Source organism: Roseomonas sp. TAS13 (genome assembly GCF_001950415.1).
Lineage (GTDB): Bacteria > Pseudomonadota > Alphaproteobacteria > Acetobacterales > Acetobacteraceae > Roseomonas > Roseomonas mucosa.
The window spans coordinates 21442-35509 of the sequence record NZ_BDLP01000002.1 but is presented as its reverse complement, the minus strand read 5'-3'; the positions used below and the strand labels follow the sequence as shown (position 1 = coordinate 35509).

Sequence of the window (14068 nt, the reverse complement as noted above, 5' to 3'; positions counted from 1 at the left end):
GACCAACCGGCACTAAGTTATCTACAGCACACCAATTAACAAAGCAGGAGGATAACATGAATGCTGACGACATAGGTCGGCACGTCCGGGAACGCAATATGACGCCGTTCCAGACGATGGTGGTGGGAATCTGCATCTTCATCAATCTTCTCGACGGATTTGACGTTCTCGCCATGGCTTTCACGGCCCCGGCCATTGCGAAGGAATGGGGGCTTCAGCCGACCGAGCTCGGGATCCTCTTCAGCGCGGGTCTGGCAGGCATGGCAACCGGCTCCGTTCTGCTCTCGCCACTCGCGGACCGGTACGGGCGCCGGGTGAGCATATTGATCTGCCTCGCCCTTATGACGCTCGGAATGCTGCTGTCGGCGGCAGTGCAGAGCACAACCCAACTTCTCATCCTGCGATTTGTGACAGGGCTGGGTATTGGCGGAATACTCCCCAGCATCAACACGCTGATCGCGGAGTATGCTTCTCAAAAGCGTCGAGATCTCTGCATCGGTCTGATGACGATGGGTTATGCCGCAGGAGCGACCATCGGCGGGATTGTCGCGGTCTTCCTCATCTCCAATTTCGGGTGGCATTCGGTATTCCTGGCCGGCGGCATACTTTCGGCCGTGACCGCAGTGCTGGTTGCACTGGCTCTTCCAGAGTCCATCGATTTCTTGCTGGCACGCCGTCCGGTCGATGCACTGGGTAAGATCAATAATGCCTTGTCCCGGTTGCAGTTGCCTGTGCTCGACAGCCTGCCGCCAGTGGCCGTGCACGAACGCCATAGGACCGAATTCGGGACGATCCTTTCCGGTACCATGAGGCGCACGACACTCCTTGTCTGCAGCAGCTTCTTCCTGGCGATGATGACCTTCTACTTTCTTCTCAACTGGACGCCCAAGATCCTCGTCGACCTCGGCATGTCCATGGAGGGTGGCATTTCCGGCGCCGTCCTGATGAATATTGCAGGGGTGATCGGGGGGGTCCTGCTTGGCTGGTGTACGAACCGGTTCGGCCTTAGCCGGCTCACCATTGCCTACATGACCCTGTGCTTCGTGAGCGTCGTGGTCTTCGGTATGCTGCCGAGGTCGACGATCGCGCTTCTCTCGGGAGCATTCGCGATCGGCTTCTTCATGAATGGCGTGATCGTCGGACTTTATGCCCTGGTACCGACGGTTTATCCGCCTACGGTACGTGCAACAGGGGCCGGACTGGCGCTCGGGTGTGGACGGCTAGGCGCGACGGTTGGCCCGTTCCTGGCAGGCATGCTTATCGCGGGCGGATGGTCCCCCCTCACCTATTTCGCGGTTATGGCGCTGCCGATGCTACTTGCAGCCGTCGTCATCAGCCGTATTGCCGCAAGCCCCGTCCATGTGGCGAAGGTAACCACTGCACCGGAGGCCGCTTTCGGAGACCTTTGAACAGTCGCCACTGGCCACACAGGATGGCAGCTGACCGTCAAGTTGGTGGTGCCACCATGAAAGCTTGGCGCCTTGGGGCAACATGCGTGCGCGGGTTGCCCTAGGTCTGGAGGAATGGAGCCAGTGCCTTCCATACCGTCTAGCCAGTGTGGAGATCGGGAGCGGGATGAACAACCGCACCGGGTTTGTCGCAGGCTCTAAACTCCGAAAAAATGATGCAACGACAAGGAAGGTGATAGCGAACCGCTCATCACATCAGACAAGCTCATCCACCCCTTTCACATTCGTGGTACAGAGTGTAGCGGCCTTCAGAGATCAAGCACGAGCCGTGCTGATCGTGCACGTGAAACGCACAAGCACATCCTGTCGTTCCGGGCTTTCTCGGCGTCGGTCAGATACATGTCTTGGTGGTCCGGCGTTCCATCCAGCACCACTGTCAGGCAAGTACCGCAGACTCCTTGTTCGCAGGAAACGTCGACGTTAATACCATCGCGAGCCAGTGCGGCCACGATTGTCTCGTCTGCCGCGACGCTGACAGTCCTTCCTGTACGCCGGGCCTCGACTTCAAACGCGCCTTTGGAGACAGTCTCATCGACTAAGGCCGAGAAATACTCGCGATGGAGCCGTTCCGGGGCCCAGCCCGCCGCTACCGCGATCGTCAATGCCGCCTCCATGAAGGCTGCCGGACCGCAGACATAGAGGTGGCTGTTGTCCCCGGAACTCACAATGTCTCGCGTCAGTTCCATAGCTGTCTGGTCGGCGCTCAAACCGGTATGCAGCACCAGGTGCTTCGCGAGGCGGCCATCGCTCAGAGCGTCATTGAACACGACATGTTCAGGCCCTCGCACAAAGTAGATGAGCCGGAAAGGGCTACCCCGCTCGGCCAGCGCTCGAGCCATGGCGAGGATCGGCGTTATGCCGATGCCACCTGCGACAAGCAGATGCTCACCCGCAATTTCCGACAACGCGAAGTGGTTCCTCGGCTGGCTGATGGATAAGGCGTCACCCGGCTCCAGATCCTGATGCATGCTTCTCGACCCACCCCGAGAGCGGGCCTCGAGCTTGACGGCAATCCGATAGAAACCCGTTCCGCCGGGCCCGTTGCAGATGGAGTACTGGCGCACCAAGCCATTCGGCATATGAACATCGATATGGCTGCCGGCCGAAACCATGGGCAGAGCCACGGCTTCCTGCGGTGCCAACTCGAGCACCCTGATATCGGGAGTTTCCATCCAGGCCCGAGCAATACGCACTTTGACAAGATGGACCATTCTTATTTCCCTCCCACACCCGAATGGCGTCCGCGTCCATTCTTGTGTCAGCATCATGTAGCCCGTGCTTGAAGCCTGTCCGGCCACCCCACAAAGTGACAGGGAGACCGGGGACCTCGATCAAGCAGCCTATCGAGGCTGCGATCTCCCTCGCAGCCTCCTGGGCGAGCAAGACCGGCTACTACGCCACGGCAGCAGCGTCATTCTGTTGTGCGGTGGCGAGTTTCTCGATGATGCGACGCCAACGCGCCACACCGACGTCAATGTCCAACATGACGGGCTTAAGCTCTCCCCCGTATCGCTTCATCACCTCGTACTGTGCCCGCATCATCGGATCGTCCTGGTTGGCGAAGGCATGGACCCGCGCTTCAGCCAGCCGCTTCTCGATACGTTCATGTTCTTCGGGACTGCGCTGGACCAGGTTCCAGCGCACGGCGAGGAAGTGGTAGTAGCTCGACTCTTCCGTTTCCGGTGTGATCAGATGCGCGGCATAGACACCCGTTCCTTGTGAACGCTCCGCTCCCCTATCGGTCAGTCCGATGTCCAGCAGGATGATCGTCGGCGGCATCCAGGTCACGGTATGCCATTTGTCGACGGGCTTCTGGTCACCGTGATACAGAAGGTCCGCATATTCGGGAGGACTTACATTTGGCATGATGCGCGAGACGACGATGGTGTTGCCGGTCTGGACCAACTCGTTTTTCGCGCCAATCATGTCGCGGCTTCCCAGCACTCCGTCATGCAGGAAGCTGACGTGACTGAGGTCGACAAGATTGTCGATGATCAGCTCCCACGGAGTATTCATCTTGATGACATTTGGCTTGGAATGGACGTATCCCGTACCAGGTTCCAAGAAGTCGATCACCGGCGTCGGAGCAATGTTGCCGAGATCTCCCATCCAGACCCAGATCATGCCGTACTTCTCCTCGACCGGATAAGCACGCACCCTGGCGGCGGCGGGAATCCGGCCTTCGCCATGCGGGTTGAACACGCACTTCCCGGTCTCGTCGAATTCCAGCCCATGATAGGCGCAGGCAATCCGGTCGTCCCCGCACACCTTGCCTAGCGAGAGCGGCGCGTTGCGGTGTGGACAGCGATCCTCAAGTGCCACGACCACGCCATCCGCCTTGCGGTACAGTGCGATGCCCTGGTTCAGCATCACACGTGGGACGATGTCTCCAGCCTTCAGAGCGTCGGAGTACATCGCGACGTACCAAGCGTCATTCAGCCACTTGAACTTTGTCATTTTCTCTCCCCATCTGATTGGCCTCAGCTCGGCCATCCGGTTCTGGTGCCTGTTAGCCTTGTTTGCCGTAGTTGATTTACATGAGCGCTCCGCAACGTTCATGCGCTCTGGCATAGCCGATCAGAGCTGCAGCTAGCCGAAACGATCCTCTGCTTCATCGACGTCATATTCAACAAAGAAGGATATGAGTGCGTTGGGTCATCTGAGTCTTCCTGAATGACTCAACGAGTAATTCGAATGTGCACGTGTCAGGCAGGCTCAGCGACGGAAGAACCTTCTGTGTTTCTCCCGACTCCGTGATGCTCCTTCATGCGGTGCAAATCGCGGTTCAGGAGATTTAGCGCCTGCCTTCGGGACCTCCCCGATTGCCGGGCGATTACCCTCGCAAAAGAGTTGTTTCTTCACCGCTGGCCACGGATCGCCGCAGCACGTGCTTCATCACCTTCCCTGAACCCGTACGGGGTAGAGCCTCCACAAGAAGAAAGCTCTTCGGCACCTTGTACCGAGCTATCAAGGACAGGCAGTGCGCTGTAAGCTCGCCCTCACTGGGCGAACGTCCCGGAGCCGGTACGATGAAGGCACGCCCGACCTCACCCCAACGTTCATCCGGAACACCAATCACCGCCACCTCGCGCACGTCCTCATGCTCGATCAGCGCAGCCTCAACCTCGACGGGATACACGTTCTCGCCACCCGAGATGAACATGTCCTTGCGCCGGTCTACGATCGAGATGAAGCCGTCGGCATCGCGAACACCGATGTCACCCGTCCTGATCCATCCATCAGGTGTAAAGGCACGATCGCGCTCTTCGGGTCGGTTCCAATAGCCCGAAATGACGTTCAGGCCGAAGACCAGGATTTCCCCGGGTGTTCCGTCGGCGACCTCACGACCATCATAATCGATCAACCGCACCGTGGTCAGCGGGCCAGGCAAGCCTACGGCGCCAGCTTTCTCGCGGATCAGCTTGGGAGAAAGAGGCATCCCGAGTGTGGTGCTCGTTTCTGTCATGCCATAGCCATCGACCACGCACACACCCTGGTCCAGCCACCAGCGGATATGTGCAGGAGGATTCGGTGCACCGCCCGTGAAAAGTGCCTTGAGCCGAGTCCAGCGTCGAGGCGCGAAGTTCGGAGCATATCTCAAGGCTTCGGCCATCTGAGGCACGCAGAAATAGTGCGTGACGCTGAAGTCCTGGTTGCTCAGGCGGTCATTGGTCTTCTCGGGGTTGAATCCGGCTGAAACGATGATCGTGCCGCCGCGCAGGAATGGTGGCCAGATCTGCGTCACAATGCCGATAACGTGAAACATGGGGCTGTCGCAAAGGAAAACCGCACCGGTGTCGACCTCGCCCAGCACATTGAAGTTCACGCCTGTAGCGAGCAGGAACTGGGATGTCAGCATGGCGCCCTTGGGCGTCCCCGAAGTCCCCGAAGTGTAGAGGATGATGCAGCAATCCAGCCCGGAATGGGGTGGACAGGCAGGCGCAGGCTGTGCTCCATCAACGGCTGCGGCGAAGCTGGCCATTGTCTCTGCCGTGCAATCCGGAGGCAATGGCGGAAGTTCCTGATCCGCGATCAGGAGCCGAGGGGCGCAATCCAGCACCAGCCGCCCAAGCTCGACCGATGACAGGCGCCAGTTCAGTGGCACGAAGATCGCCCCGATCCGCATCAGAGCTTGTTGCAGGATCACTTGGTGCACGCTGTTCCTGGCCAGCGTCGCTACGCGATCCCCCTCCTTCACGTCCCTGGCCGTCAGCGCACTGATCGCACGCTGGATATCCGTATCGAGCTCGCGATAGGTCCAGCGCCGTTCCAGCGATAGATCCATCGCGGCCATCGCGTCCGGCCGTAACCGCGCATGAAGCGCGATCGGGTCGGGGGATAGGAAGTTGAGCACGGTGTCCTCCTCCCTTGCTGGCTGCCTTCAGCTCCTACGGGACCGGTCATAGGCGCCAAGGCCAGGCTTATAGCTCTTCTCGTCGATGAACTGACGGATGCCTTCCTTGCGGCCGTCGTTGTCGAATGAGTTCGCAGCCTCCTGCGCGCGCAGTAGATAGTCTTCGGCGTCGTCATAGGTCATGTCGCCAACACGGCGCACGGCATCCTTGATCGCCTTGATCGTGACCGGATTACGCTCGTTCAGCTTGCTGGCCACGTCGGTCACGCGATCCTTCAACTGAACCAGCGGCACGCTTTCATTGACCAGCCCCCATTCCGCGGCGGTCTTGCCGTCGATCGGTTCGCCCAGCAGGGCGTGATACATGGCACGGCGAAAGCTCAGCAGCTCGACCGCGACCTTGGTGGCGCCGCCGCCGGGCAGGATGCCCCAGTTGATCTCCGACAGACCAAAAGTGGCTTCATCGGCGCAGAAGGCCAGGTCGCAAGCGAACAGCGGGCCATAGCCGCCGCCAAAGCACCAGCCGTTTACCATCGCAATGGTGGGCTTCTGGTACCAGCGCAGACGGCGCCACCAGCCATAGGATTCACGTTGGGCCTGACGAATGCCACGGAGGCCGTTGGCCTCGGTTTCACGAAAATACTCCTTGAGGTCCATGCCGGCGGACCAGGCCGAGCCCTCTCCAGTCAGCACCAGGACACCCACATCGTTGCGGAACTCCAGCTCATCCAGCGCGACCATCATGGCCCGGTTCAGCCGGGGCGACATGGCGTTGCGCTTGTCGGGGCGATTGAAGCGCAACCAGGCAATGCCGTCCTCGACGTCATAGACGACGGTGTCGTGATCGTTAGCCATGCTGAGCTCTTCCTTGAGTGTGTGCGGTGTGGCCTGCGCCGTGCCGGCGCAGGAATGCGGCGCTTGATGATGATCGAAGGGCGCAGGAACGATGCGCCACAGGGTTACAGCGGATAGTGTCCAGGCAGGGTCTCGACAGTGATCCAGCGCAACTCGGTGAACTCGGCGATACCAGGACTGCCGCCGAACCGGCCATAACCGGAGGCCTTGGTGCCGCCGAACGGCATCTGCGCCTCGTCGTGGACCGTCGCGCCATTGATGTGGCAGATACCCGATTTGATCCGCTTGGCGATGTTCAGGCCACGCGCGATGTCACGCGTGAAGACAGCGGCAGACAGGCCATACTCCGTGTCGTTGGCCAGACGAATGGCGTCCTCCTCGCCATCTGCCCGAATGATGGCCACGACAGGGCCGAAGCTTTCCTCGGCATAGAGGCGCATTTCCGGCGTCACATGGTCCACGACCTGGGCTGGCATCAGCACGCCCTCGGCAGCTCCGGCGCTGTGGATGGTGGCGCCCTTGGTCCGCGCGTCCTCGATCAGCGCGGTTACCTTTTCCACCGTCAGGCGATCCACCACCGCGCCCAGCGGGGTTTTGCCGGTGCGTGGATCGCCGGCCTTCAGTTGGGAGGCGCGGGCAGAGAAGCGGTCGACGAACTCGTCGGCGATCTCGGGCACCAGGATGATCCGCTCGGTGGACATGCAGATCTGCCCCTGGTTGAAGAACGCGCCAAAGATTGCGGCCTTGACTGCCTCCTCCAGGTCAGCGTCCTTCAGCACCACCAGGGGGGCTTTGCCACCCAGTTCCAGCACGACCGGCTTCAGATTGCGTGCCGCGCGTTCAGCGATGATCCGACCCACCTTGGTCGAGCCGGTGAAGTTGATGCGGCGGATCGCCGGATGGTCGATCAGTGCGCCAACGATCTCGGCGGCATCTTCGGGGGCGTTTGTCACAAGGCTGACCAGACCACTGGGTAGCCCGCCTTCCTCAAGCGCCTCGACGATCAGGGCATGGGTGCGCGGACAGGTTTCCGATGCCTTGAAGACGACAGCGTTACCGCAGGCCAAAGGCGCCGCCAGAGCGCGCACGCCCAGAATGACTGGCGCGTTCCACGGCGCGATACCCAGCACGACACCCGCTGGTTCGCGGATCGCCATGGCCAGGCAGCCCGCCTTGTCGGAAGGAATGACCTCACCCGAGACCTGCGTGGTCAACGACGCCGCCTCGCGCAGCATGGACGAGGCCAGCATGACGTTGAATCGCGCCCAGGCTTCGGTCGTACCGGTCTCGGCCATCATCGTGGCGACAAATGTATCGCCCTTCGCCGCGAGAGCATCGGCGGCCTTCAGCAGCGTGGCACGCCGGGCGTTCGGCCCCAGCGCCGCCCATGCCGGGAAGGCGGCCGCCGCGGTATCGGCCGCGGCCAATGCCTCGGCCACTGTCTGGGCGGGCGCCTCGCTGGCCTGTTCGCCCGTAACTGGGTTCAGCCTGCAGAACAGGCGTTCTCGGACGGTCATTTGTTTCGCTCCCCGCTTCTGGCGCCATGGCGGTGGCGGCCCAGATCGCAATACCATATAGCGATTGACTGCTATATGACATAGCTGTATGCGTGTTGCAACCGCCTGATCTGCAGAAGGCGCATATTTTGTGGAGTAACAATGGAAGCGTTGGAACTGGACCGGGCCAGTATCCTGAGTCTTCGGGATCTTCTTGGCTATCACCTGCGGCGCGCTTCGCTCCGCGACGTGGCTGGACTTGCAGCCGTGCTCGGGAATGACATCAAGCTTGTACCTTTCACGGTCGTCTGCATGGTCCATGAGTTTCCAGGGATCACCGCAGCCGAGATCGGGCGCCGACTCTCTCTTCAGCGCGCAAATCTCGCACCGCTGCTCGCCGATCTGGACAGCCGCGGACTGATCGAACGCCAGCCCGACTACCGTGACCACCGGATCCAGAGATTGTTTCTGACCGAACAGGGAACGCGAGCTCTGGCCGAATGGCGGGATCGCGTTCTGGCACACGAGGAAGAGACTTTTCGCGCCCTGACTTTGGATGAGCGGGAAACGCTTCGGCGGCTGCTTTCCAAGGTCTGGCAGGATGAGTGAGACGAAGTCCGGCCAGCATCATCGGGCGGATCAGTAACAACTGACATAACGCCGCCGTAAGGCGCGGCCCCCAGGAGGAAAGTCCATATGAGCACAACGACCATACACGTTGGTGTAGGAACGAGGGTACTTGCACTCGTGTTCCTTGCTGCCATGATCGAAGGCTTCGACCTACAGGCGGCTGGCGTTGCCGCACCCAAGCTGGCCCCGGCCTTCGGCCTGCATCCCAGCCAGATGGGCGTGTTTTTCTCGTCCGCGACAATCGGCGCGATCTTTGGCGCACTTGCCGGAGGGATCATCGGCGACCGTTATGGTCGTCGAGCCGGGTTGGTGCTGTCGTTGGCGGTCTTTGGCGCTTTCTCGCTCGGCACCGCCTGGGCTGGTACATTCGATCATCTGGTCATCATGCGTTTCCTGACCGGTGTAGGTATGGGAGGCGCACTGCCTAACCTGATCTCGATCGCCGCCGAAGCAGCCTCACCTGAACGGCGCGGCCGCGCAGTCGCCATCATGTACGCGGGTGTTCCACTGGGCGGAGCCATTGCCAGCCTGGTGTCCATGGTCGGCCTCCACGAGGACTGGCAGTCGATCTTCTTCATCGGTGGCCTGATGCCGCTGGTGCTGGTCATCCCCCTCTATCTGATCCTGCCGTCGTTCCGTGTCGTCCACAACGCCGCCGCCCCCGCCAGCCACTGGCGGGCGCTGTTCGCACGCGGCAGCATGGGCAACACGATGCTGCTATGGGCAGCGTTCTTCTTTGGCATGATCGTGCTGTATCTGCTGTTGAACTGGCTGCCGCAGCTGCTGGTCTCACTGGGCTTTGCCCGCGAACAGGCGGCAATGGTTCAGATCCTGTTCAACATCGGCGGTTCAGCAGGCTGCATGTTGGGCGGCCAGTTGCTGGATAGCGGCCGCCCGGCACTGGCAACCGTCGCCTGGTTCACCGTGCTGATCGTGGCCGTCGTGCTGTTCTCTGTCGTGCCGGGTGGTAATATGACGGCAGCCGTGGCGGCCGGCATTCTGACCGGTGCCACACTGATGGGGTCGCAGGCGCTGCTTTATGGTATTGCGCCGCAGTGCTACCTGGCCGAGGTACGCGGCACCGGCGTCGGACTGGCGGTTTCAGTTGGGCGGATCGGTTCGATTACCGGTCCTCTGCTGGCGGGTTTTCTGCTGGCCAGCGGCATGGGTCCGCAGCAGTTGCTGTTCGCCATCCTACCCTTTGTCACGGTCTGCGGCCTGGCGACCGTGGCGTTGATCATCCGCCGTGGCCGTCGTCCGGCGCTGCTGGCCTGACGGCCTGCCGGGGCGTCGGCGCTGCCGGCGCCCCTTCCCCGTTCCCCTGTGCAGGCCGCGGGCCTGTCGCAAGACATCCATGAACAGAGGAAGACATGATCGCGTTTAGGGCGCCTGTCGATGACATCCTGTTTGCACTGGAGCTGGCCGGTGCCGGGCGGCTACGGGATTGGGACGATGAACTCGCCCGCGAAGTCCTGGGGCAGTTCAGCCGCTTCGCCGAGACCGAGATCGCGCCACTGAACGAGTCCGGCGACGTGCAGGGCTGCCGGCTGGAGAATGGCCGCGTCAGGACGCCGGACGGCTTCGCGCAGGCATGGACCTCGCTGGTGGAACAGGGCTGGCATGCCATCGGCCTTCCTGAGGAATGGGGTGGGCAGGGCTTGCCCGCTCCGTTGCTGGGGGCGGTCAGCGAGATATTCGCGGGGGCCAACCACGCCTTGCAGATGGTCCCGGCACTGGTCCCTGGCGCTGCGCGCACCATCATCAATTTCGGCACCGACGAACAGAAGCAGCTCTGGCTGCCTCGGCTGGCCTCGGGAAACTGGCTGACAACGATGGCCATCACCGAGCCCGGTGCCGGTTCCGACCTGTCCGAGATGCGTACTCGTGCCATTCGCGAGGGCGACAACTGGCGGATCGAGGGCGAGAAGATCTTCATCTCGGGCGGGGATCAGGACTGGACACCGCACATCCTGCATCTGGTCCTTGCCCGCACCGGCACGCTGGAGGAAGGCACGCGTGGCCTCAGCCTGTTCCTGGTTCCGTCGCACGACGAGGCCGGGAGGCGCACAGCGGTCAAGGTCACGCGCATCGAGGAGAAGATGGGCCTGCACGGCTCGCCTACCTGCCAGTTGGCCTATGACGGTCCGATGGGCACACTGCTGGGCAGCGAAGGCGGCGGGCTGCGGGCGATGTTCACGCTGATGAACCATGCCCGGCTTGAGGTCGCGCTACAGGGTCTCGCCCATGCCGCCCGCGCCAGCCATATCGCGCGTTCCTATGCCGCGGAGCGCCGCCAGGGTGGCCGCGTCATCGCGGGCCATGCCGATGTCGCCCGCATGCTGGACGAGGCCGAGGCTCTTGCCCTTGGCGGGCGTCTGGTCACGCTGACGACCATGGTGGAACTGTCGGAAAAGGGTGACAGCCCGCTGGTGGATTTCATGACGCCGGTCGCAAAGGTGCTGGGAACCGAGGCGGGGATCACCGCTTCCGATCTGGGCATCCAGGTGCTGGGTGGCTATGGTTATCTTCGCGAGTATCGCGTGGAACAGGCTTGGCGAGATGCGCGGATCACCGCCATCTACGAAGGTGCCAATGGCATCCACGCGCGGACGCTGGCGACACGTGGCCTGAAGCACGCGGGCGGTGCCGGGGCCGATGCCTTCGAGGCGATGATCGCCGCCCGCCCGGAGCTGGCCGCACCGCTGCGGCTGTGGCGCGTGGCGCGCGCCCATCTTGTGGAGAGCGCTCGGCCCGAGGAGTTCGCCCATGCCTTCATGAAACTGACGACTGCGCTGGCGCTGGCACAGGCATGCGGCCGGCTGGCGGATGCGGCAGCATCCTCGCCCGACCCGGAGCGCTATCGCCGGGCGGCTGCCTGCGTGACAACCCGTACCCTGAACGAGGCGATACGCTGGTCGTCCCAGTGCGGCGCCGAACCCGCCGCGGCCTGAGCATTGGCATCGGCCGGCCGCTTCCTGCGTCCGGCCGGTCTTGTTGCCGCGTCCATCAAACCAGCGCTGAGACGCGCATTCGGGCACGGAAATCGCGTGGCGTCTCACCATCCATTCGACTGCCGAAGAAGCGGCTGAAGTACGAAGGCGAGGAAAACCCAAGATTATAGGCGATGTCCACGACCGACCGGTCGGTGAACACAAGCTGGCGCTTGGCCTCCAGCATAACCCGATCGTGGATCAGCTCGCCGGCCGTACGGCCTGTCGACGCCCTGATGCAGCGCGACAAATGCGTTGGTGTAACCGCCAGCATCCGTGCATACTCGACCACAGATCGCGTTGCATCCGGCTTCTGATCCAACAGAGCCTGAAATCGGACCAGCAGATCCTGCTTGCGTCCAGCCATTGGACTGACCTGTCCACCTTCAGTCGCTTGCGCACGGTGCAACGTCACCAATGCCAGAAAGAAGAGTGCTTCGAGAACGGCGTAGCTTTCTTCACTATGCCGGGCCTGCTCAACCTCGATCCGACGCGCCCAGCCTAGGGCTTCCGCCAACAATGCTGCGTGTTCCGCACCTCTGACCAGGAGGGGCAGAGATGTGCAACCCTTCAGCCAGGGTTTCTGCGCTACCAGGCGGGATATGTTCGTTGTGGGAACCGTGATCACCCAGCCGTTCATATCCGCCGGATAAACGAAGGAATGATTGCAGAGCGCAGGCATCCAGGCCACGGCGGGGCCATCTATGGAACACTGCGCGTAGTCGATCCGCCCCTCCACCCGCCCTTCCTGAAAAACGAAAAGTTGGGCCAAGCCCTCATGGTAGTGTTCGTCGACCCGCCAGCCATGGATGTGGCTACGGTCAGAAATACGCTCACAGTTCAGGAAGCCGACATGGGCAGAGACATCGCCCAGAACGTACTTTCCGCGATCTGGGAGACTTTCCGTCATTGACATCTCCAAGGTTGAAAATGTGCTAGTTTTTATCAGAAGGTTCGATTGCCGCCTACTCAGCCTTCCCGTCAGATTGCACCTGGAGAAGCAGCAGGAACGGACTGAATGGACCGTTTCCTTCAAAAGCCATGGGGAGGAAGACCACATGACCGGAATCGTGATTGCGGGCGCCGGTATCGGTGGACTGACGGCCGCGCTTTGCCTTCATGCGAAAGGCTTCGGTGACATTCGCATCTTCGAGGCTGTGCCTCAGATGAAACCGCTGGGCGTTGGCATCAACGTCATGCCCCATTCGTCCGAAGTGCTCCATAAGCTGGCTCTTGGCCCGGCCCTCGACGAAATCGCCGTGCGTACCCGTTGTGTTGAGTACCGCACCCGCTTCGGCCATCTGATCCAGTCCGATCCGCGAAACGTGGAAGCAGGTTTCTCAGCGCCCCAGTATTCGATTCATCGCGGCGAATTGCAGTTTCTTCTGTTTGACGCGGTGCGCGAACGTCTGGGTTCCGACGCGGTCAAGGCGGGTAAACCCGTCAAAGGCTATCGCCAGGACCCCGACAAGGTGACGGTGTTGTTCGAGGATGGTTCCGATCAGGAAGCCGATCTCCTGATCGATGCCGAAGGCCTGCGCTCGAAGGTGCGGGCGCAGATGCATCCGAACGAAGGGCCCGTGTGCTATGAGGGCACGATGATGTTCCGCGGCGCAACCGAGATGGACATGATCGGCGACGGCCGCACGATGGTGATTGCCGGCAATCACGATGTGAAGTTCGTGACCTATCCGATCAGTGAAAAGGCCCGCAAGCAAGGCAAGGCGCTGACCAACTGGGTTGCTGAGGTCCGGGTGGACCGGCCGCGCCATATCCAGGATGCCGACTGGTCCCGGGGCGCCACGCTGGATTACATCACGCCGTTCAAGGGCTTCAGCATGAACGACATGGATCTGGTGGCGATCATGCGGGGCGCGCCTTCGGTGACGGAATTCCCGATGATCGACCGTGACCCGCTGCCGTTCTGGACCGATGGCCGGGTTACGTTGCTGGGTGATGCCGCTCATCCAATGTATCCGATCGGCGCCAATGGTGCCAGTCAGGCAATCATCGACGGCCGCGTCCTGGCCGATAGCCTGGCGGCCGATCCAGGTCCGGGCGGGCTCCAGGCCTATGAGGCCGAGCGCAGGCCAGTGGCCACGAATGTCGTGCTGATGAACCGCAAGGGCGGTCCCGAGCAGGTTCTGGACATCGCCGATGCCATCGTCAAAGGCCCCGATGACCGGATCGAGGATCTGATCGCCGCGGAAGAGCTTGAGCGGGTCGCCGCCAGTTACCGGGCAACTGCCGGATTCCAGAGGCGGGCTGTTTAGG

The 14068-nt window shown here is 61.7% G+C and carries 11 protein-coding genes; 5 read left to right on the top strand and 6 right to left on the bottom strand.

Going from position 1 to position 14068, the window contains the following annotated elements; genetic code table 11:
- Window positions 1-56: 56 nt before the first annotated feature.
- Entirely contained in the window at window positions 57-1409 is a 1353-nt protein-coding gene (locus ROTAS13_RS00530; protein ID WP_075821245.1) for an MFS transporter, read from the top strand.
- 308 nt (window positions 1410-1717) lie between these two features.
- On the opposite strand, the gene ROTAS13_RS00525 is transcribed toward ROTAS13_RS00530, so the two are convergent.
- The 5 genes from ROTAS13_RS00525 to ROTAS13_RS00505 all read right to left on the bottom strand — a co-directional run bounded on the left by ROTAS13_RS00525 (window position 1718) and on the right by ROTAS13_RS00505 (window position 8195).
- Window positions 1718-2680: a PDR/VanB family oxidoreductase gene (locus ROTAS13_RS00525; RefSeq protein ID WP_216348560.1), complete on the bottom strand. Its 963-nt coding sequence runs from the start codon at window positions 2678-2680 to the stop codon at window positions 1718-1720.
- Between the two features lie 181 nt (window positions 2681-2861).
- A complete protein-coding gene (locus tag ROTAS13_RS00520) occupies window positions 2862-3926 on the bottom strand; it encodes an aromatic ring-hydroxylating dioxygenase subunit alpha (protein WP_075821244.1) in 1065 nt (354 codons plus the stop codon).
- Window positions 3927-4302: 376 nt separating this feature from the next.
- On the bottom strand, window positions 4303-5823 hold the full coding sequence (locus ROTAS13_RS00515; protein ID WP_019462510.1) for an AMP-binding protein: 1521 nt from the start codon (window positions 5821-5823) through the stop codon (window positions 4303-4305).
- A gap of 27 nt (window positions 5824-5850) precedes the next feature.
- Window positions 5851-6678, bottom strand: coding sequence for a p-hydroxycinnamoyl CoA hydratase/lyase (locus ROTAS13_RS00510; RefSeq protein ID WP_075821243.1), 828 nt, complete (start codon window positions 6676-6678; stop codon window positions 5851-5853).
- A 104-nt stretch (window positions 6679-6782) separates the two neighbouring features.
- Window positions 6783-8195: an aldehyde dehydrogenase gene (locus ROTAS13_RS00505; RefSeq protein WP_075821242.1), complete on the bottom strand. Its 1413-nt coding sequence runs from the start codon at window positions 8193-8195 to the stop codon at window positions 6783-6785.
- A gap of 141 nt (window positions 8196-8336) precedes the next feature.
- Here ROTAS13_RS00505 and ROTAS13_RS00500 point away from each other — a divergent pair, with 141 nt between their 5' ends.
- The 3 genes from ROTAS13_RS00500 to ROTAS13_RS00490 all read left to right on the top strand — a co-directional run bounded on the left by ROTAS13_RS00500 (window position 8337) and on the right by ROTAS13_RS00490 (window position 11755).
- The gene (locus ROTAS13_RS00500) at window positions 8337-8783 is read left to right on the top strand and encodes a MarR family winged helix-turn-helix transcriptional regulator (RefSeq protein WP_075821241.1); all 447 of its coding nucleotides are present in this window, start codon (window positions 8337-8339) and stop codon (window positions 8781-8783) included.
- 87 nt (window positions 8784-8870) lie between these two features.
- Window positions 8871-10079: a 3-(3-hydroxy-phenyl)propionate transporter MhpT gene (mhpT, locus tag ROTAS13_RS00495; RefSeq protein ID WP_075821240.1), complete on the top strand. Its 1209-nt coding sequence runs from the start codon at window positions 8871-8873 to the stop codon at window positions 10077-10079.
- Window positions 10080-10174: 95 nt separating this feature from the next.
- The gene (locus ROTAS13_RS00490) at window positions 10175-11755 is read left to right on the top strand and encodes an acyl-CoA dehydrogenase family protein (protein WP_075821239.1); all 1581 of its coding nucleotides are present in this window, start codon (window positions 10175-10177) and stop codon (window positions 11753-11755) included.
- Window positions 11756-11810: 55 nt separating this feature from the next.
- Here ROTAS13_RS00490 and ROTAS13_RS25625 read toward each other — a convergent pair whose 3' ends face one another.
- On the bottom strand, window positions 11811-12704 hold the full coding sequence (locus tag ROTAS13_RS25625; protein WP_171979006.1) for a helix-turn-helix domain-containing protein: 894 nt from the start codon (window positions 12702-12704) through the stop codon (window positions 11811-11813).
- A 148-nt stretch (window positions 12705-12852) separates the two neighbouring features.
- Between ROTAS13_RS25625 and ROTAS13_RS00480 the strand changes: the two genes are divergently transcribed.
- Window positions 12853-14067: a flavin-dependent oxidoreductase gene (locus ROTAS13_RS00480; protein ID WP_075821237.1), complete on the top strand. Its 1215-nt coding sequence runs from the start codon at window positions 12853-12855 to the stop codon at window positions 14065-14067.
- Window position 14068: the final 1 nt, after the last annotated feature.

Excerpts from the sequence above, each read along its gene's own strand:
- ROTAS13_RS00500 (WP_075821241.1), top strand. The coding sequence starts at position 8,337 with ATGGAAGCGTTGGAACTGGACCGGGCCAGTATCCTGAGTCTTCGGGAT.
- mhpT (WP_075821240.1), top strand. The coding sequence starts at position 8,871 with ATGAGCACAACGACCATACACGTTGGTGTAGGAACGAGGGTACTTGCA.
- ROTAS13_RS25625 (WP_171979006.1), bottom strand. The coding sequence starts at position 12,704 with ATGACGGAAAGTCTCCCAGATCGCGGAAAGTACGTTCTGGGCGATGTC.
- ROTAS13_RS00505 (WP_075821242.1), bottom strand. The coding sequence starts at position 8,195 with ATGACCGTCCGAGAACGCCTGTTCTGCAGGCTGAACCCAGTTACGGGC.
- ROTAS13_RS00480 (WP_075821237.1), top strand. The coding sequence starts at position 12,853 with ATGACCGGAATCGTGATTGCGGGCGCCGGTATCGGTGGACTGACGGCC.
- ROTAS13_RS00525 (WP_216348560.1), bottom strand. The coding sequence starts at position 2,680 with ATGGTCCATCTTGTCAAAGTGCGTATTGCTCGGGCCTGGATGGAAACT.
- ROTAS13_RS00520 (WP_075821244.1), bottom strand. The coding sequence starts at position 3,926 with ATGACAAAGTTCAAGTGGCTGAATGACGCTTGGTACGTCGCGATGTAC.
- ROTAS13_RS00530 (WP_075821245.1), top strand. The coding sequence starts at position 57 with ATGAATGCTGACGACATAGGTCGGCACGTCCGGGAACGCAATATGACG.
- ROTAS13_RS00510 (WP_075821243.1), bottom strand. The coding sequence starts at position 6,678 with ATGGCTAACGATCACGACACCGTCGTCTATGACGTCGAGGACGGCATT.
- ROTAS13_RS00490 (WP_075821239.1), top strand. The coding sequence starts at position 10,175 with ATGATCGCGTTTAGGGCGCCTGTCGATGACATCCTGTTTGCACTGGAG.